Annotated in this window: 24 protein-coding genes; 15 read left to right on the top strand and 9 right to left on the bottom strand. The window is 57.2% G+C overall.

Going from position 1 to position 18401, the window contains the following annotated elements; genetic code table 11:
- The first annotated feature begins 101 nt into the window (after positions 1–101).
- The 5 genes from ACZ9BE_RS08655 to ACZ9BE_RS08675 all read left to right on the top strand — a co-directional run bounded on the left by ACZ9BE_RS08655 (position 102) and on the right by ACZ9BE_RS08675 (position 2158).
- Positions 102–611 carry a CinA family protein gene (locus ACZ9BE_RS08655; protein WP_305382698.1) on the top strand — a complete coding sequence of 170 codons (510 nt, stop codon included), beginning with the start codon at positions 102–104 and terminating at the stop codon, positions 609–611.
- Positions 608–1126 (top strand): hypothetical protein, encoded by a 519-nt coding sequence (locus tag ACZ9BE_RS08660; protein ID WP_476249243.1) that lies wholly within the window; start codon positions 608–610, stop codon positions 1124–1126. Before ACZ9BE_RS08655 ends, ACZ9BE_RS08660 begins: the two co-directional genes overlap by 4 nt.
- A 7-nt stretch (positions 1127–1133) precedes the next feature.
- Complete coding sequence (locus ACZ9BE_RS08665; RefSeq protein WP_236169562.1) at positions 1134–1589, top strand: DUF421 domain-containing protein; 456 nt, start codon at positions 1134–1136, stop codon at positions 1587–1589.
- A gap of 86 nt (positions 1590–1675) precedes the next feature.
- Positions 1676–1903 (top strand): PLD nuclease N-terminal domain-containing protein, encoded by a 228-nt coding sequence (locus tag ACZ9BE_RS08670; RefSeq protein ID WP_024012535.1) that lies wholly within the window; start codon positions 1676–1678, stop codon positions 1901–1903.
- Positions 1904–2011: 108 nt separating this feature from the next.
- Positions 2012–2158, top strand: a complete 147-nt coding sequence (locus ACZ9BE_RS08675) for a hypothetical protein (protein WP_177434183.1) — start codon at positions 2012–2014, stop codon at positions 2156–2158.
- 112 nt (positions 2159–2270) lie between these two features.
- Here ACZ9BE_RS08675 and ACZ9BE_RS08680 read toward each other — a convergent pair whose 3' ends face one another.
- Positions 2271–3497, bottom strand: a complete 1227-nt coding sequence (locus ACZ9BE_RS08680) for an MFS transporter (RefSeq protein ID WP_460060688.1) — start codon at positions 3495–3497, stop codon at positions 2271–2273.
- A 107-nt stretch (positions 3498–3604) separates the two neighbouring features.
- Between ACZ9BE_RS08680 and ACZ9BE_RS08685 the strand changes: the two genes are divergently transcribed.
- Positions 3605–4060 carry a winged helix-turn-helix transcriptional regulator gene (locus tag ACZ9BE_RS08685; protein WP_476249244.1) on the top strand — a complete coding sequence of 152 codons (456 nt, stop codon included), beginning with the start codon at positions 3605–3607 and terminating at the stop codon, positions 4058–4060.
- Positions 4061–4221: 161 nt separating this feature from the next.
- Positions 4222–4647, top strand: a complete 426-nt coding sequence (locus tag ACZ9BE_RS08690; protein ID WP_150635660.1) for a VOC family protein — start codon at positions 4222–4224, stop codon at positions 4645–4647.
- On the opposite strand, the gene ACZ9BE_RS08695 is transcribed toward ACZ9BE_RS08690, so the two are convergent.
- On the bottom strand, positions 4648–5562 hold the full coding sequence (locus tag ACZ9BE_RS08695) for a LysR family transcriptional regulator (RefSeq protein WP_256808833.1): 915 nt from the start codon (positions 5560–5562) through the stop codon (positions 4648–4650).
- Positions 5563–5764: 202 nt separating this feature from the next.
- Between ACZ9BE_RS08695 and ACZ9BE_RS08700 the strand changes: the two genes are divergently transcribed.
- A complete protein-coding gene (locus tag ACZ9BE_RS08700; RefSeq protein ID WP_476249245.1) occupies positions 5765–7105 on the top strand; it encodes a nucleobase:cation symporter-2 family protein in 1341 nt (446 codons plus the stop codon).
- A 33-nt stretch (positions 7106–7138) separates the two neighbouring features.
- Positions 7139–7648 carry a nucleoside deaminase gene (locus tag ACZ9BE_RS08705; protein ID WP_476249246.1) on the top strand — a complete coding sequence of 170 codons (510 nt, stop codon included), beginning with the start codon at positions 7139–7141 and terminating at the stop codon, positions 7646–7648.
- 169 nt (positions 7649–7817) lie between these two features.
- On the opposite strand, the gene ACZ9BE_RS08710 is transcribed toward ACZ9BE_RS08705, so the two are convergent.
- From ACZ9BE_RS08710 to ACZ9BE_RS08720, 3 genes are all read right to left on the bottom strand, one after another.
- A complete protein-coding gene (locus tag ACZ9BE_RS08710; protein WP_041480580.1) occupies positions 7818–8066 on the bottom strand; it encodes a DUF6555 family protein in 249 nt (82 codons plus the stop codon).
- A gap of 84 nt (positions 8067–8150) precedes the next feature.
- Positions 8151–8357: a hypothetical protein gene (locus ACZ9BE_RS08715; protein ID WP_371924020.1), complete on the bottom strand. Its 207-nt coding sequence runs from the start codon at positions 8355–8357 to the stop codon at positions 8151–8153.
- 176 nt (positions 8358–8533) lie between these two features.
- Positions 8534–9298, bottom strand: coding sequence for an SDR family oxidoreductase (locus ACZ9BE_RS08720; RefSeq protein ID WP_095179612.1), 765 nt, complete (start codon positions 9296–9298; stop codon positions 8534–8536).
- Positions 9299–9414: 116 nt separating this feature from the next.
- Here ACZ9BE_RS08720 and ACZ9BE_RS08725 point away from each other — a divergent pair, with 116 nt between their 5' ends.
- Complete coding sequence (locus tag ACZ9BE_RS08725) at positions 9415–10359, top strand: GlxA family transcriptional regulator (protein WP_095179613.1); 945 nt, start codon at positions 9415–9417, stop codon at positions 10357–10359.
- 12 nt (positions 10360–10371) lie between these two features.
- Here ACZ9BE_RS08725 and ACZ9BE_RS08730 read toward each other — a convergent pair whose 3' ends face one another.
- The 3 genes from ACZ9BE_RS08730 to ACZ9BE_RS08740 all read right to left on the bottom strand — a co-directional run bounded on the left by ACZ9BE_RS08730 (position 10372) and on the right by ACZ9BE_RS08740 (position 11944).
- A complete protein-coding gene (locus ACZ9BE_RS08730; protein WP_056784810.1) occupies positions 10372–11139 on the bottom strand; it encodes a sulfite exporter TauE/SafE family protein in 768 nt (255 codons plus the stop codon).
- Positions 11140–11282: 143 nt separating this feature from the next.
- The gene (locus tag ACZ9BE_RS08735) at positions 11283–11444 is read right to left on the bottom strand and encodes a hypothetical protein (protein ID WP_236169166.1); all 162 of its coding nucleotides are present in this window, start codon (positions 11442–11444) and stop codon (positions 11283–11285) included.
- Between the two features lie 32 nt (positions 11445–11476).
- Positions 11477–11944 (bottom strand): hypothetical protein, encoded by a 468-nt coding sequence (locus ACZ9BE_RS08740; protein ID WP_236169167.1) that lies wholly within the window; start codon positions 11942–11944, stop codon positions 11477–11479.
- Between the two features lie 143 nt (positions 11945–12087).
- Here ACZ9BE_RS08740 and ACZ9BE_RS08745 point away from each other — a divergent pair, with 143 nt between their 5' ends.
- From ACZ9BE_RS08745 to ACZ9BE_RS08765, 5 genes are all read left to right on the top strand, one after another.
- Positions 12088–12954 (top strand): LysR family transcriptional regulator, encoded by an 867-nt coding sequence (locus ACZ9BE_RS08745; RefSeq protein ID WP_236169168.1) that lies wholly within the window; start codon positions 12088–12090, stop codon positions 12952–12954.
- Between the two features lie 124 nt (positions 12955–13078).
- Positions 13079–13639 (top strand): nucleotidyltransferase family protein, encoded by a 561-nt coding sequence (locus tag ACZ9BE_RS08750; RefSeq protein ID WP_305382704.1) that lies wholly within the window; start codon positions 13079–13081, stop codon positions 13637–13639.
- A 620-nt stretch (positions 13640–14259) separates the two neighbouring features.
- Entirely contained in the window at positions 14260–14619 is a 360-nt protein-coding gene (locus ACZ9BE_RS08755) for a DUF6124 family protein (protein ID WP_476249247.1), read from the top strand.
- Between the two features lie 138 nt (positions 14620–14757).
- The gene (locus tag ACZ9BE_RS08760) at positions 14758–16299 is read left to right on the top strand and encodes a T6SS phospholipase effector Tle1-like catalytic domain-containing protein (RefSeq protein ID WP_476249248.1); all 1542 of its coding nucleotides are present in this window, start codon (positions 14758–14760) and stop codon (positions 16297–16299) included.
- Entirely contained in the window at positions 16299–16955 is a 657-nt protein-coding gene (locus ACZ9BE_RS08765; RefSeq protein WP_457263503.1) for a DUF2931 family protein, read from the top strand. The genes ACZ9BE_RS08760 and ACZ9BE_RS08765 overlap by 1 nt, the downstream gene beginning before the upstream one ends.
- 435 nt (positions 16956–17390) lie before the next feature.
- Here ACZ9BE_RS08765 and ACZ9BE_RS08770 read toward each other — a convergent pair whose 3' ends face one another.
- Positions 17391–18350 (bottom strand): EamA family transporter, encoded by a 960-nt coding sequence (locus tag ACZ9BE_RS08770; protein WP_252869240.1) that lies wholly within the window; start codon positions 18348–18350, stop codon positions 17391–17393.
- Positions 18351–18401 lie beyond the last annotated feature (51 nt).

Below are 18401 nucleotides of genomic sequence, written 5' to 3' on the forward strand. Positions count from 1 at the left end.
GAAAACTTTCACTGGAAGAGGCGGGTATACGCTCATCCAGTCCAGCGGAATGATCCGCACAGCGAGCGGTCAACCGGCAATAACAGCTTCGAGAGCGTGCCATGTCCATCGCCAAGGAAACGATTGAATACCTGCGCCAACATTCGCTGATCATCACCACCGCCGAATCCTGCACGGCCGGGGAAATCGTCATGTTGCTGTCGGAAGTGCCCGGCAGCGGCGAGCTGATCGAATGCGGCTACGTGGTCTATTCGCCGCAAGCCAAGCAGCGCTTGCTCCACGTCAGCCCGGCGACCATGGAAACCTTCAATCTGACCAGCGTGGAAGTGGCCAGTGAAATGGCCATCGGTGCGTTGCGCGACAGCACGGCCAACGTCGCCGTCGCCACCACCGGCATTCTCGGCCCCGACGATATGGATGGCATCAAGGCCGGCACGGTGTGTTTCGCCTGGGCATTCCAGTTCGATGACCAACATTTTCTGTTCAGCACCCGGCAATGGTTTGCCGGGTCGCGCAGTGAAGTGCAGACCCTGGCCTGTGAATTCGCCTTGCAGCAGTTGCCGGCCTATCACCGTCGCGCCTTGCGCGGCGAGGGAGGGTGGCGCCGATGAAGCCTGACGCTGAGCATCCCGATCTGCAAAGCCGACGATTCCCGGTGCAGGAGGACATGCCCTATCAGTTGAAGGTCTGGCGCTTCGAGCGCATCGGTTGGTATCTACTGGTGCTGTGCATGCTGCTGGGTCTGTTGGGGCTGTTTTCCCGGGGCGTGCTCAGTTCGCAGGACGCCCGCAGCGACGATGGCAAAGTCCAGGTCGAGTACGAGATGTTCCACCGCAACGGCTCGACCAACCCGCTGAAACTCAGCGTGCACGCGACGCCTGAAGCTACCGTCGAATTGGACATCGGCGGCGAGATGCTCGATGGCTTCAGCATCGAAACCATGCAGCCGGCGCTGGTGCGTATGCGCAGCTCAGCGCAGGGCATGCGTTTGTGGTTGCAGGCGGATACGCAGGGCCAGGCAACGCTTTATCTGACCCTGCGCGGCGACGGACTGGGGCTGTTTCGCAGCCATATCCGCGCGCCGGGCTCGAGCGAAGTGAAGCTCATTCAATTCATTTATCCATAGGTGACCCATGGACTCGGTGTTGCGTGCACTCGCGATGTATCTGGCACTGATGGTGCTGTTCAAAATTGCCGGTCGGCGTTCGTTGGCCGAGCTGACGACGTTTGATTTCGTCTTGCTGATGATCATCGGTGAAGCCACCCAGCAAGCGCTGCTTGGTGATGATTTTTCCCTGACCAATGCGTTTCTGGTGATCATCACCCTGATCGCCATCGACGTTGGGTTCTCTTTGCTCAAGCAGCGGTCCAGCTGGATCTCGCGGCTGATCGATGGTGAACCAACGATCATTGTCGAGAACGGCAAGCTGTTGCAGCGGCGTCTGCGCCATGCGCGGCTGGTCGAGGCGGATGTCATGGAGGCGGCGCGCTCCAGTCAGGGCATTGAAACCATCGACCAGATCAAGTTCGCGATCATCGAGCGCAACGGCAAGATTTCCGTGATCCGCCAGGATGCGGAAGGCGGCTGAGCCTTTGGCGCCGCGCACGCGCAATTTTTTTGAACGCTGAAAAAGCCCCGCAGCCCAATGCTTACAAGTCATCGGAGGATTGCGAAATGAACGAGGCAGCGAGTTACTTCTCCATCGCCGTGGCGGTGATCATTCTGCTGGTCGACCTGTGGGCGATTGTCAGCGTGTTTCGCAGCAACAAGAGCGTCGGCGTCAAAGCCGCCTGGGCGATCGGCTTGATCGTCTTCCCGGTGCTCGGCCTGATCGTGTGGGGCATCGCCGGCCCGCGCGGCGTCAAGGAAGGGCCTTCGTCGCCGGAGCACAGTAAGGGCTGAGAGCCCGATGCAGTCCTGCAATGAATTTGCGCACATCCCGGAAGAAGGTAAACGATGCTAGGTCAAGCTTGAACCGGGTAGCAATACCACTGCTGAAAGGAGATTGTCATGAAGAAAATCTGCGTATGTCTGGGGTTCTGCTCAATGTTTCTGTTGAGCGGCTGCTTCGATTCCAACGATGCACCCAACAAGGACGGCGACAAGAGCAAACCGTCGGTGCAGATGCAGACCGAGAAGCCCGAGGACGGCAAGTAACTGCTGGCGAATAATCCCTGTGGGAGCGAGTCTGCTCGCGAAGGCGTCAGGTCAGACAATTCGCTGCTGACTGATGCTTAGTCTTCGCGAGCAGGCTCGCTCCCACATTGGTTCAGTCGTGTGAATATACGTACTCCAGCCACACCCAATACATCAGCGCCACAGCACTGATCCCGCCTCCGAGAAAACACACCGCCACCCAGCCAGAGTGCGCATAGGTATACGTCGCCGCGATGGCGCCCAGACCACTGCCCACCGAGTAAAAACACATATACGCACCGACCAGTCGGCTCTGCGCATCGGGCCGTGCGGCGAAGATCAGGCTTTGGTTGGTGACGTGCACCGCTTGCACGGCGAAGTCGAGGAGGATCACTCCGACGGCCATCGCCAGCAGCGAACTGTCGACAAATGCGATGGGTAGCCAGGACAGCGTCAACAGCGCCAGAGCGATGCCGGTGGTGCGATTGCCCAAGCCGCGATCGGCCAGGCGCCCAGCCCGTGCGGCGGCGAGCGCGCCCGCTACCCCGGCCAGTCCGAACAGGCCGATCTGCGTGTGGGACAACGACAGGGGCGCGGCGCTGAGCGGCAGCACCATCGACGTCCACAACACACTGAACGCGGCGAAAATCAGCAGGGCGAAGATGCCTCTGATGCGCAATACCCGCTCAGTCAAAAAAAGTTGGAACATCGAGCGCAGCAATTGCCGATAGCTGCCCTGTGCGGGCGGTTTTGCCGAGGCGGGCAGGGTGCGCCAAAGCACCAAAGCCATACCGACCATCGTGACTGCCGAGACAAAATACACGCCGCGCCATCCGGCCAGATCAGCCACTACGCCGGAAACGAAACGCGCCAGCAAAATGCCCAGTACCACGCCACTGGTGACGGTGCCCACCGCGGCGCCGCGTTGCTCCGGGCGAGCAAGGCTGGCGGTGCAGGCGACCACCACTTGCACCACCACCGCCAGCAGACCCACCAGCATCATGGCGCCGAGCAACACTCCCCAGCTCTCGGACAGGCCCACGGCACACAGCGCCGTTGCAGACAAAAGCAGTTGGCTCACGATGAGTTTCTTGCGATCGAGCAGATCACCCAGCGGCACAATGAACAGCAGCCCGACCGCATACCCGGCTTGCGTGGCCGTGACCACAACGCCGATTGCACCGGGTGAAACGCCGAGGCTGGCGGCCATCGATTCCAACAATGGCTGTGCGAAATAAACATTGGCCACTGCCATCGCGCAGGTGATTGCAAAGAGAAAAGTCTGCAAACGACTCAGCCCGGTCGTTGCGCTGTCAGCTGCGGCTTGCGCATTGATCAGGGTTTGCGTCTGACACGGCATCCTTGCTTCCTCGTAGTGTGGTTTTGAATTGAAACCGATACGTTGATCTTTATTCATTCGGGTTGTTAAATGCAACCACATTCAATAGCCGATCCATCAGGAATCACATGGCCCGACAACAAACATTGGCGCAGAGCGAATGCCCGGTGGCCCGAACCCTCGAAGCCATTGGCGATCGCTGGGCCTTGATGATCATTCGCGATGCGTTCGATGACGTGCGCCGTTTCAGTGAATTCCAGAAACGTCTGGGCTTGGCCAAGAACATCCTCACGGTCAAACTGAAAATGCTCGTCGAGCTCGGCGTGTTGCAGATTCAGCCCGCGTCCGATGGCAGCGCCTACAAGGAATACGTGCTCACCGACATGGGCCGGGCGGTGTTCCCCATCGTCGTCAGCCTGCGGCAGTGGGGCGAGCGTTTTCTGTTTGTCGAGGGGGAGGAGCACTCGATCCTGCTCGACAACGAACGGGCCGAGCCCGTTGAAACCATTGTCGTACGCTCCAGAGCCGGTGCCGTGCTGAGCCCGGAGGATTGTCACCGACAGGTTGTCAGGCGCGGGCAGTGAAACCGGGCGGATAGCCGTGGCGCGTATCGATAGCCGCGCCTTCTCGTGACATGTCGGGTCGGCGTCTGGCGGGTTTTTGATCTAGGCTGTTTTCGATCCTCGATCAGCAGCGGTGCGCCGTTGCCAGATTGGTTTAATCAACGCGGTTGCCGGAGTGCCTGATGAGTCTTTCGCCTTTCCACCTCGCCATCCCGGTTTACGATCTTGCCGCTTGCCGCCGTTTTTACGGTGAAGTGTTCGGTCTGGACGAGGGCCGATCCAGCGCGCAGTGGGTCGATTTCAATTTTTACGGCCACCAATTGGTCATCCATGAACAGCCGCAGACAGCTGCCCAGGAAAGCGTTCACAGCAACCCGGTCGACGGCCACGACGTACCGGTCCCGCACTTCGGCATCATTTTAGAGTGGCAGCAATGGGAAGCACTGGCCGAGCGACTGAAGTCATTCGGCACGCAATTCGTGATCGAGCCCTACATTCGATTCAAGGGTCAGGTCGGCGAACAGGCGACCATGTTTCTGCTCGACCCCTGCGGTAATGCGCTGGAATTCAAGGCGTTCAAGGACATGGGCCAGGTGTTCGCCAAGTAATCACAGCGTAGTGGTCTGACCGTTGCGATCGCGTTCATAAACCTTGTTGGCCTGGAGCTTTTCCTTAAGCCAGCGCTCGGCCGTCCCTAGTGGCCGTTGGCGTGCCCATAACAGGTCGACGCCGATTTGCCAGTCGGTATGCGGGTACGCCGACAGCTGCAACTCGACCAGTTCGCCATTGCCCAGTTCACGCTGGATCAGCTGGCGCGGCAGGGTCGCCCAGCCGAGGCCGGCGCGGACCATTTCGAGCAGGGCCAGATAGCTTTCCGCTTGCCACAGTTGCGTCGAACGCAGGTATTCACTGCTCGGCAGTTTGCTGGCGTGCGCACTGAACGCCAGGCGCCGATGCACGTGCAAATCGTCGAACGTGACGTTGTCCAGTTGCGCCAGCGGATGATCGGGATGACAGACGTGCAGCATGATCAGTTTGCCCAGTTGCTGGAACGCCAGTTCCCGGGGATAGCCCGGCTGCGAAAACGCCACGCCCAGCACCGCCTCGCCACTGCTGACCAGTTCGCTGACATCGCCGTAGACCGGGTGGCGAATGATCAGATCGACAAACGGAAAGGCCTGCTCGAACGCTTGCAGCACCGGCATGATCGGGCCGTACGGCGTTTCAATCGCCAGGGTCAGGCTCGGTTCGACGCTATCGGAAAGGCAATCGGCGTGGGCCTCGAAGGTCATGCAGCGCTCCAGTACCGCCTCTGCCTGGACCAGCAATTTATGCCCGCTGGCGGTGAGGGCAGGGCTGCGATTGCTGCGGTCGAACAACTCGACGCCAACGTCGGTTTCCAGATTGGCGATCGCCGCGCTGATGGTCGATTGCGTCTTGCCCAGCTTGCGCCCGGCGGCGGAGAACGAGCCGCTTTTCACCACTTGGACGAACATCAGCAACTGATCGAGTGAGAAGCGCACGCGGTGTACTCCGAGGTTGAGCGAGATGGCGATTGTGCCGCGTCTTTGCCATCGAAAAAAGCGATGGTTGCCAATTTGTTTCATCGTTAAAAACATTCAAGGATGACCCCGCGTCTTCGAACGCCGGGGCCGATTCTGTTTGTGCGTCTGTCCCTGAGCGCCCGCGATTACAACCAACGCTGCCCCTTCAGGAGCTTGTGCCATGACTACACAACGCGTTCACCCGGTCGACGAGGTGTTGCCCCTGCGGCAGCTTTTCACCTTCGGTCTGCAGCATGTTCTGGTGATGTATGCGGGAGCGGTGGCGGTGCCGCTGATTCTCGGCAGCGCGATGGGGCTGACGTCGGCTCAGGTGGTTTTACTGATCAACGCCAACCTGCTGACGTCCGGTGTGGCGACGTTGATTCAGACCCTCGGCTTCTGGAAGTTCGGCGCGCGTTTACCATTGATTCAGGGCTGCTCGTTCATTGCGCTGGCGCCGATGATCATGATCGGCAAAGAATTTGGCCTCAGCCAGATCTTCGGGGCGGTGATCGCCGCCGGCTTCCTGACCATCGCACTGGCGCCGGTGTTCAGCCGCTTGCTGCGATTCTTTCCGCCCGTGGTGATTGGCAGCCTGATCACCATCATCGGTATTTCACTGATGCCGGCGGCGGCAATCTGGCTGGGTGGTGGCAATCCCGATTCGCCTGACTTCGGTCGCCCGGCCAATCTGCTGCTGGGCCTGGCCACGGTCAGTGTGACGCTGGTGATTTATGCGAAATTCAGCGGCTTCATCGGTAACCTCAGTGTGCTCATCGGCTTGTTTGTCGGCAGCCTGATCGCTGCCGCCTGCGGCATGACGCACTTCAATCGGGTCAGCGAGGCGGCGTGGTTCGAGTTGAGCGCGCCAATGACGTTCGGTCCGCCGGAATTTTCTCTGGTACCGATTCTGATCATGACCCTGGCGATGCTGGTGATCATGGCCGAGACCACTGGCAACTGCCTGGCCATTGGCAAACTGGTCGGCAAACCCACCACCCAGCAAACCCTTGGCAACGCGTTCCGCGCCGACGGCTTGTCGACCATGCTCGGTGGCTTGTTCAACAGTTTTCCCTATAACGCCTTCACGCAAAACACCGGCCTGATTGCGCTTTCCAGCATCAAGAGCCGCTTCGTCGTTGCGGCCGCTGGCGCGATCATGGTGTTGATGGGCTTGTTCCCCAAGCTCGGCGCGCTGATTGCGGCGGTGCCGACGCCGGTGCTGGGCGGCTGCGCGATCGTCATGTTCGGCATGACCACGGTGGCGGGCATTCAGGAACTGTCACGGGTGCAGTTCGAGGGCACACGCAACGCCATTATTGTTGCGGTGTCGGTCAGCGTCGGCGTCCTGCCAATGTCGTTTCCGGCCCTGTTCGAACATGTCGGCCCGACGCTGAAACTGGTGCTCGACAGCGGCATTTTCCTCGGTGCGATCACCGCCATTCTGCTCAACCTCTTGCTCAACAAACAAAAACCATCGACCGACGCCGTCGGCGCTTCCACGGCCGAACTGGCCGACTGACTTTTGTCTTTTCTCACTGCCCAGGAGTTACCCATGAATCAATTCACTCAGCTTGTTCCGGCCGGCGTCAGCGATCTGGACCTGGCATTGTTGCGCCAGACCATCGCTCTGTCGCAGGCGTCGAAGCAACGGGGCCGGCACCCGTTTGCGGCGCTGGTGGCGGACCGCTTCGGCAACGTCATTGCCGAAGCGGGCAACAATTCGATGCCGCCGGAAGGTGATCCCACCCAGCATGCCGAACTGGTCGCGGTGGCTGCGGCGGCGAAGCGGTTGTCGCCCACGGAGCTGGAGGCGTGCACGCTGTACACCAGCGCCGAACCTTGCTGCATGTGCGCTGGCGCGGTGTATTGGACCGGTGTCGGGCGAGTGGTGTACGCGTTATCGGAACATGCTTTGCTCGGGCTGACCGGCGATCATCCCGAGAACCCGACGTTCTCGTTGCCGTGTCGCGAAGTGTTTGCCAGAGGGCAGCGCACGGTGAGCGTTTTCGGGCCGATGCTGGAGGAAGAGGCGGCTGAGCCGCATAAAGGGTTCTGGTCTTAGTTGTTATTGATCGTTCCCACGCGGAGCGTGAGGAACGATCAGTTTCGCGCGGTCAGGTACTGGTCACTTCACCGGGACGATAACCGCACATTCCCCAGCGGAATGCCCTCCATGGTCTGTTGTGGGTCGCCTGGCTGACGTGCAAGCTCAGCCAGGCGACCCGATTTGCCTAAGCCTCCGTCCAGTCCAGCGCTGCGGTCTCGCGCCACTTCACCTCCGTAATCCCATAGCGCTCGGCCTGGGGTTTGGAAACCACTTTCAACGGTGGTTTACCCGGTTTCGGAATCGGCGCAATACCGGCGTCACAGCTCGCCCAATGCCAAGCGTCGGCGTTGCGCATACTCTTGGCGCGGATGACGAATGATTTTGGCTGGTCGTGATGTTTGTATTCGATGACGAAAATATCGGTGCTACGCATGAGTTCCTCCTTACGCTCATACGTAAATGATTTTGTCCGACAAGAAAAATTCAAAGGATTTTCTGGCCAGATGATCAGCGTCACTCAGCGCTCTGGAACGCGGTTCTTCATGAAGCCGCGCAGGTTCATCAGGAACAGGCAAAGCTGCAGAACGATCAGCGCGTAAGCCCCGGCATGGACGCCCCAGATCACCCACAGCAAATTGCTCAGACTGAAACAAACGAAGCCGCTCATGCGCCGTTGCGGTCGTTGCGAACCGATCAGCCAGGCGGCCAGAACGGTGACCAGCATCGCCGGCCATTGCACCCAATCCAGATATGCCAACACCCTGTCCTCTGCATGGATTTGCCTGATGCAGAAAGGGTACACAGCAACCGATTTCGGGTCACCGCTGAGCCTTGGATCTTGTCCCAAAAAAAACCACTTGGATCAGAAACCCAAGTGGTCGGAAGTATTCGGCGCTGTCATCAAGCCACCGGAATAGGATTTTCCAGCAGCGACAGGTTGAACTGCTCGATCAACCCGTGCTCGTTCGCGCCCTGATTGGCTCGCAGCGGCAGCACTCGGTCGACCAGCACTTCGGTGGTGGCGGTTTCCAGCTTGATCAGGGTTTCCTCGATGAACTCGTCCAGCGGCATGGCGCGCTCGTCGCCGCTCTTGTGGATCAGGTCGGTATCGACCCAAGGTGGCGCGATTTCCAGGACCTTGACGCTGGTGTCGCGCAGCATGAAACGTTGCGACAGCGAGTAGGAATGGATCGCCGCTTTGGTCGCCGAATACAGCGCCGTGGTCGCCAGCGGCAGGTAGGCCAGCACCGAGCTGTTGTTGATGATGTAGGCCTCGGGCTGGCGCTTGAGGTGTTCGACGAACGCGGCGCTGACGCGCACCGGGCCGAGCAGGTTGGTCTGCAACAGACCTACTGCCTGCTCATCGTCGTAGTCGCCGGAACCCGCGTTGTCGAAGGGCATGATCCCGGCGTTGTTGATGATTACGTTCAACGACGGATGGCGGCGGATGACTTCGGCGGCGACGTCGTTGATCTGCTGCGCATCGTTGATGTCCAGCTGCACGGTATCGATGCCCGGGTTGGCCTGGGCAATCTCTGCCAGCAGGGCCTGGCGACGGCCAGCGATGATGACCTTGTTGCCGCGCTGATGCAGGGCCTCGGCCAGTGCGCGGCCGATGCCGGAAGTGCCGCCGGTGATGAAGATCGTGTTGGCTTCAAGTTTCATGAGCTGCGTCCCGCAAGTGGATTGATTGGCATGTGAACCATGATGGAGAAAACCTGCTCCGACCTGAATGACGTATGTGGTAGTGTTTCAGGACATTCAACAAACGGAGCGCGACCATGCATCGAGTCGGCTATCTGCTCACGGAAGGTTTTCAGGTCATGGCGCTGGCGACCCAGTCGGTGTTCGAGTTCGCCAACATCGTCACCGGCAAAGCCGTGTACAAGGTGCAGAACTTTTCCCAGGCCGGCGGCATCGTCAGCTCCTCGCTGGGCTTGCACGTCGATACGTTGCCGCTGACGCAAGCGGGGCTGGCCGACAGTTGGCTGGTGGCGGGAACGCTGACACCGATGACGCCGCCCGATGCTGACGTGCTGCACAGCGTGCGCGGGCTCGCCGACGGCGCACGCCGCGTGGCCGGCATCTGCACCGGCTCGTTCGTACTGGCGCAGGCCGGTGTACTGGATAATCGCCGCGTGACCACGCACTGGGCGTTCGCCCCGGCGCTGCGCAGGATGCATCCCTCGGTGAATGTCGAGGACGACCGGATCTTTATTATCGACGGCCCGGTGTGGACGTCGGCGGGCATGACCGCTGGTGTCGACATGGCGTTGGGCATGGTTGAAAAAGATCTGGGCAGCGACATTGCGCGCTCGGTGGCCCATCGGCTGGTGATGCATCAGCGCCGCTCGGGCGGGCAGTCGCAGCACTCGGAATTGCTGTCGCTGTCACCCAAATCCGATCGCATTCAGAGTGCACTGGATTACGCGCGCAAGCACCTCAATCGCCCGCTGAGTGTCGAAGAACTGGCCGAAGTGGTGCACCTGAGTCCGCGGCAATTCACCCGGGTGTTCACCGCCGAAACCGGCCAGTCTCCGGCCAAGGCGATAGAGAGCCTAAGGCTGGAAGCAGCGCGTTTGCTGATCGAGCAAAGCAGTCACAGTCTGGATGTGGTCGCCAGAGAAACCGGGTTTCGTGACCGCCGGCACATGCGCGAGGTTTTCATGCGCGGGTTTGGCGTGCCGCCGCAGGCAGTACGGCGGGATTCGCGGCGGATGGTATGACGTGACCAGGGTCTACGAAAAAATGTTGACCCCCATTCTGCCGATCAGGAATACGAGCAGAATCAGGAAAAAAACTCTGATGAAACTGCTTCCATACCGTAATGCCAAGAAGACACCGGTCAGTGCACCGGCCATATTGCATAAAGCAACTATGCCGCCAATCGCCCACAAGACATTACCGGAGGGGATAAAAAATATGAGCGCAGCGCTGAACGTCCCCAGATTAACCAGTTTTGCAGAGGCTGATGCATTGAGGAAATCAAAGCCAAAGACCTTGACGAAGATAAACAGCAGCAGGCTGCCACTGCCCGGTCCGAAGACACCATCGTAGAAACCGATCAGGCTGCCGAAGAACACTCCAAGGCAAATGTCTTTCGTTCCGAAGTGGCGGTCTTTGCCTGCCAAACCAAGTTTTTTTTCCATAAACGTGTAGATAGCCATGACTATCAATATGAAAAAGACAACGATCTCCATCAATCTTTTAGGGACAAGGGATACTGAGAGAGCTCCGAGAAAAGAAAATAAAAAAGCGGCGAGCATGGTCGGAAGCATTAAATTCCAGCGGATTTTTATGCGCTTCAGGTAACCCGATATTGATGAAATATTGCCTGCCAGAACGGCCAGTTTGTTGGTGCCGAAAATGGTGGCAAGGCTGTACTGGGGTAGGGCATGTAGAAGTGCCGGCACCTGTACCAGGCCTCCGCCACCGACCGCAGCGTCTATCAGGCCACCACAAAACGCGAAGAAACCCAATGCAAGAACAGCGTGTTCAACATCCATGCGATAGATCCCTGCGGAACGTCATTTGGCCGGAAGGTTCATGAGTCGCTCGTGGTTTGGTTTAAATGTCGTCAAAACATGCCGATCATTCTCCAAGCTCACATTATGAGAGTTCATCGGCATGCTTCGTTAATCAATAGAGATCAACAGGTCATAATCCGATGCATGGCGGAGAATGCATTGCCGACTCTTTCATTGTAATTGAGCATGATGCCCTTGTTGGATAGGAAGTCCGCGAAGTCATTGCATTCAGCAATTTTGAATTGTTCTTCAACCCAGGCTGATGCACCAAAAGCTGCGGTCATGTAGTTGTACATTCCGTTATGGCCCTGATGTCCTAAACCGAAATCATCTTTCGCCACTTCATGCTATGCGCCATGACATTGTGGTAACCCTCACGTCTGTCGGGAGATACCGATATCGCATCCGCCGACAGGCGCATGATGATTTTTGCCGAAACAATGCTGGTGGTTTTATGGGTTTCATTCCACCCATTGAAAAAGCTCAATACCGACGAGTCTATTACTGGCTTTTCGAGGAACGCCCTGAATGCGCTTTCAGCCGCCAGTTGCGCGTCTTGCGTGATGGAATGATTGAGTACCTCAAGCATGGCGTCCTGTACCTCAGCAACGTTCCCGACGCAGGCCAGCAACGGTTGACGCCGTTGGTTTTCTTCTAAGGTACGTCCGGGAATTTTCAAGTTGCGTATGTGCTTGGGCAGGGCCTGGATAAATGTCTCGCCAAATTCTTGCATGGATTTATGTTCAAGCGGTTCCAAACGACTCTGTGGCGATGCTGAGCTCATGATGTGTCCTTCTCCCTAAAGACCTATGAAATGTTTGGTTTTAACGCACTTTCTTGCCTTGCAGCGGCGAAATTAGCCCGATTTGTTGACCTGCGACAAGTGACTTATACTGACCCAATCATTCATTTTTAATGAGCGTTTACATGGAGTTTTCGCAACTGGTCATGTTCAAGGCAGTAGCCGATCTGGGCAGTATCGTCCGTGCCTCGGAGCGATTGCACTGCGTGCCGTCCAACATCACCAACCGCATCAAGCTTCTGGAACGTGAGCTTGGAGTTGACCTGTTTATTAGGAAAGGCAGAGGATTGATCATCAGCCCTTCAGGTCGGCTTTTTCTCGGCTATACCAACAAAATCCTGTCTTTGTGCGAAGAATCGCAACGAGCGCTTGATCCGTCGTCAGCTCCTTCGGGAGAACTCAGGATTGGTGCCATAGAATCATCCGCTACCGGCCGGTTACCCAAAGTGCTATCCAGGTTTCATCAACTTTATCCGGCTGTACAAATGCAATTCAGCACTGGCGATTGGTCACAATTATCCGCAGAAGTGGTCAACTACACGTTGGACGGGGCAATAATTGCCGTCAGGCCAGAACATCCGGACATCGAGAGTCTGGAGATCTATGAAGAGGATCTAGTGGTGATTGCCTCGCCGTCCGTGGGGGTGATAAACCAGCCAGAGGATCTGCGCGGTGTGGATTTATTCATGTGGCCTGAAGGATGTCCCTACAGAAAGGCTTTGTTAACCTGGCTGGAGCGGTACAAAGTTTTCAACCCGATAACAAGCATAGCCAGTTATGGCACCATCCTTGGCTGCGTAAGTTCAGGCGCCGGGATATCGTTGGTGCCGAGAGGCATGTTTGAACAGTTCCGCCAGCTCGGCGGTATTCAAGGATTCTTCTTCAATGACTTAAAGCCTGTGCAGAATTATTTTATCTGGAACAGGCACGTTGAATCTCATCGCGCAAAAGACAAGTTTGCCGATTTGCTCAAGGAAGAGTTCAAGGTTTGAGAAGTGGGCGGCAGTTGGCCCTATCCTGCAAAGTTCGCCTGCACTCGTCATTCAGCACAAGGGACCGAGCGCTTACAGAGACCACTGATAGGCTCTCGCAACCATGGTCATTGGATTGAAATAAATGAATCTGGAAGCGCAACTGCGGGATCTGATTGCTGAAGATCTCGTCCGCATGCACATCTTGCGCATAGTCAGGGATCTCAACTTGCCGGACTGCTGGGTTGCCGCAGGTTTTGTGCGCAGCCTGGTTTGGGATCATCTGCATCAGCGCCAACCTTCGCCGTTGCCCGAGGACATTGATGTCATATGGTTTGACAGAACACGTCCCGGTGATCAAACGGATTTGGCCTTGGAGGTCGAGCTTGCAGCACTGTGCAGTGACTTGAAGTGGTCGGTGAAAAACCAGGCACGCATGCACCAGCGGAACGCCGATGCGCCTTATGGGGCGGCTGCGGATGCAATGACGTTCTGGCCGGAAACTGCTACGGCAGTAGGTGTCAGGCTTGATCGGCATGGTGCGATAGAGGTTTCGGCGCCGTTGGGGCTGGAGGATTTGTTTGCGCTGAAAGTGCGGCCAACCGCCCGATTTGAAAGTGATAAATACGTGGTGTTTCTGGAGCGCCTGCAGTCGAAGAGATGGCTCGAGATCTGGCCGAAATTGACGCTCGTAACGCAGGGTTGATGCCGCCCCGATTGATCGTTTAAACCGATAAGGAAATCTTTATGCATCCCGACCTTTCGTAGAGCGCTCGGGTTTTTGATTGAGGCTTTGAAGTACCAGGGACAACTAGCGGCACACGACCGAGGAGCAAAATGGAGATTGACCCGCTGCTTAAGAAGCGACAGTTGAATGTGCAGGAGCAGAATGCTGTGACTGCCCATCGCCTGATCCCCTTGTAGGAGTGAGCCTGTTCGCGATGACGCCAGCCCATTCACCGCCACATAAACAGAAAACCCTTAGCCCGTTTAAACAGTAAATCAAGCATTAAGCAAACGGCTACAACGCCTTGCGCCATTCCCTACGACTACGCCAGAATCCGCCGGCTTGTGCGTCTGCCGTTCCCTCCGTAACTTGATTCCTGTCACTGCTCATCAGTGATCGGGTCTGCAAGCCCGTCGGAAATCAGTCGCATACCCCTGCCAAAGGACATTCGTTCGTGTCCGCTCAATGGCGGCTTTGTGCGGGAGACCTTCGGGTCTGCCGGGTTCCTGATTTCCCGGTCTTGCAGACCCGCGCACAGCTGCCACCCATCATCTGCAAGTGATGTTGGCAGCTCCAGACGAATAATCAGGAGTTTCACCATGTTCAAGGTCACACCCAATCCCCCAACCACCGACCCCGCATCCCCCTACGAATCAAGTGCATCGAAAAAACTACACGAAGCCGCCGAACGCGCCCTCGATCACTACCTCGGCCCGGCAGACATCCTGGCCAGCACCAACACCCCGGAACAGATGTTCCTCGCCAACCCGAAATACGACACCGAGTCCCTGCTGGCCAACGCCAGCGAATCCATCGGCTCGGCCACCACCATGCTCTACGACTTCGCCGCGCTGCTCGACAACCTGCGCCGCAAGACGCTGCTGGGCATTGCCCAGGTCGCCATGCTCGGCGAAATCGCGGTAAATCAGGCGTTGGATAAAGTCGAAATAGCCAAATAACCCGCAATGCGACGAGCGCAAAACCTCGTCGCAACACCCGGGCGCACCACGGCTGGCAGACGGCCACGGCTTGCACCACCCGGCCTCGACTGTCACCCTTCGGTCCGTTCTTCAAGGATCAGAACAAGGAATCAAGGATTGAGTGGCTACGTTCCAAACCCGCCGAAAAACTACCGCTACGAACAAGCCAAACCCGTCGACCTGCACGCCCAGCACTGGGCCGAATATGAGAAGCACGGGAAAGAGCCCGCGCGCGAGCCTGAGAAGATAGGCATTGCGTTGAGGATCGGGGTTTTCTTTGATGGCACTGGCAACAATGCGAACAACTCTGCTGCGGGGTTGTTGTGTGGTGCTCAGCATCCGATTGCGCCTGAGGATATACCAGCTAGCTGCATGCCTTATATGAGTGACCCGGATAGTAGTTATGGCGCCGGGCCTACGAATATCAAGAAATTGTTTTCTCTGTATAAAAAGACCCAGAAAGCCGAAGGCGATGGCTTTCTTAAGTTCGTCTCAAGCCCAATATATGTCGAAGGTATAGGCACTGAAAGCGATCAGATGGATAGCGCTGTAGGTGCTGGAACGGGGCGAGGTGAGACTGGTGTTACGAGTCGCGTACAAGCGTCCTTCACGCAGATAAAACAAGCTATCGAAGAGGCACTGCAAGAGAACCCCGACAGTGAAATTGCGTCCCTGACGTTCGATACATTTGGCTTCAGTCGTGGGGCTGCTGCTGCACGGCACTTCGCAAATGAAGTGGTGCGGGGTAAGCAAGGAGCTTTAGGAGATCTCCTAAACCGGAACGCCGCAGATTTCAGTCGCACCTTTGATAATAAATACGGAAACGGCATCAAAATGGGTTTCATCGGGCTCTTTGACACGGTGCCCTCAATTGCTGGCTTCACCAATCTTGGCCGGGTGAAAAGTCCTATAGCTCCCGGTGTGAGGCTTTACCTGGACCGTCAATACTTCACGGATGTCGTACATCTCGTAGCGCGTGATGAGTGTCGCGCTAATTTTGCGCTCAGCCGAGTGAAGCCCGCGCACCCTGAGTACACTCTTCCCGGGGTTCATTCGGATATTGGCGGCAGCTATCTTGATGAAGTAGAGGAACGCGTGCTTGTCAGTCCGATGCAAACTCTCGATGTACCTCGGTACGTAGACGTTTCAACGACGTCGATTTATCACGACGCCGCGCGCGTAAAAAGCGAGTGGCTTGCTAAAGGATGGCCTGCGCATCTGCTGGATATTGTCACCCCGGCTGCCTTCGAAATTCCGCAGGAGCATCAAGACAGGCTTTCACCGGGGCAGAAGCGCGTATATGCCGCTCTACAATTGAAACGTCCGGTGAGTGGAAAACTTTCGAGAGTTTATTTAAGAGTCATGTATCAGCTGGCAAAAGAAAAGGGTGTTCAATTCATTGATATACCGGAAGATGACGAATACTCCGTGCCGGCAGAGCTGCAACCTCTTTGTGACCGATTTCTCACCGGAAACTACAGAACAACTGCAGAAGAAGAGGCTTTGCTCAAGCTGAAGTACATTCATACCTCTGCAAACTGGAATCATCCCCTTGGAAGAAGAGACGGGAGCGGTATTGATGCTGTTTACATCAACGCCCCGACGGAAGACGCGATCCGTGTACAACATCCTCACGTAGCTGATTGGAAGCTCTGGTAATGAAGTCTGTAATCGCTCTGCTTGTCGCCTTATTGTTAATAGGCTGCCAGAAAGGAGGTTTCGAAAGTGGAGAAAATGACCCCAAGTCTCCTTGGTGGCAAATAGGATTCGTTGAGCCGAATTACATGAAGATCTGGGTTGAGGACAGCTCGGTGCTGGATATCAATAACAGAATGTTTTTCAGAGTCGGTGGAAAATCCGCTCCCGGAGGCGAACCAGAAGATGGGACGGAGTCTGCCCGTGGTTGGGGAACAGTCGGTGGTTCTGGAGTTTTGGTTACCGGTGCTGACCTTCCTCGAATGATTTTTGTCCGTTGGCAGTCGATATCGGAGCAGAAAACCTATAAAGGCTTCATAGAGATTCCAGAAGAAGCGAGGCAACTGATGGTGCAGTCCACACATCAGCGGTGCCCGAAGACTCCCGAAAGAACCGCACGTTACTCCGCAACGCTGCTTGTGGGGCTCGCCCCGGGGGGAGTGCTTCAAGCGTGGGTCAGGGACTCCTGCCACCGCCCGATAAAAGTCTCCCATGCTCAAGGCGAACTCGAACCTCTCGGCCCGGAGCAGGGCAAGCATGGCGGGCGCTATGCCTATCCCGTGAGTGAGAAGGCCAAGCGTTACATTGATAAGTTCGGCATCCCGTACGGTAGCTGGTAAATGACGTGGATGGAGCAGCATCTACTTTTCAGGCGCCAGACCGTTTCAATTTCGCTGAGTCGAATTAGCGGGGCGGCGTCTTGAGAATAGTAAACGCCGACCGTTTCGATGATGTCGACTACGGCGCAGGCTATGAGTATCGAGGTTTCAATTACCTGATTCTGGATGGTGTCGATGAGTTTCTCGTCAGAATTTACGATGACCAACCCGGTGGCGCGACGGTTGTGCGCCTTGCCATGACCACAAGCACCAGACTCAGGACGCTAGCGGAATTCTTACGAACGGAGCTGGAGGTAACTGCGATTTATCTCTACAAGGGTGAAATAGGAAGCTATGTCCAGGTAGACCTCGAGAGCCTGCAATTCTGCTGATCCGGTATCGAGCCGGGGGCGATAAGCAGGACTCGCCAACCAAGAGTCCCGCCACCACACCCCCTCAAACCTCAGCCTTCACCCCAACCTTCACCGCCGCTTTGCGATACGTCAGCAAAACAATCCCGCTCACTACAATTACTCCACCCACGATCTGCCCTCTGCTGAGCATTTGATCCAGCACAATCCAGCCCATCAACAACGTCGCCAATGGCTCAATGTTCATCACCGGTGCGTTGCGTGGCATGTCCAGCCTGGGCACGGAAATGAACAACACAATGAAGCCGGTCCCATAGAGCACGACAAGCGTGGCAAGGGCCAGCCAGCCGGTTGAGGTGGCGGGGAGGTTGAGTCCGCCGGGGAGGGCGCCGGTCAGGCCGGCCAGGTTGACGCTGCTGAAGACGATGGAGATGGTCAGCAGGCTGCGCACCGAGCCGCGCACTTGCGACAGTTTGTGGTCGGTGATCCACAGCGCGCAGGCGAATACGCTGGCGGCGCAGAAGGCGAGTGCGACGCCCAGTAGCCATTCCGGGCCGACGCTGGCGCTGTCTGACAGACGTCCGGGGACGTCCAGTACGAACACCAATCCCATGAGAATCAAGCCCATCAACATCGCGGTGCGCGCGCTTGGTCGTGGGCCGCCCAGCGCCCAGGTCAGCAAGGCGAGCAGGATCGGAAACACGTTGGCCACCAGCAGGGCCAAAGCGACCGGGACCCGCGCGACAGCGGAGTACAGACATAGGCTCTGCGCGGTGATCAACAGCCCCAACAGTAATTGCCAACGCCAAGCGCCCGCCGGCAGACGCAGACTTTGCCGCTGCCACAGGACGAGAATGGCCAGCACCAGCAAGGTCCCGCCCGAGCGCATCAGAATCGCCAGCAACACGCCCGCGCCATCATCAAAAGCGACCCGTGCCGCGACGTGGTTGCCGGCGAACGCACAACCCATGCACAACAGAATGATCACGGCGAGATAACGGGGGAAGGGCGGCGGTACGGTTGGCGCAAACTCAGGACGGGACATGGCAGATCTCAAAAATGATAGCCACTCGGGGTGGCTCAGGTTTTTATTATG

The organism is Pseudomonas sp. TE9122, from assembly GCF_056278925.1.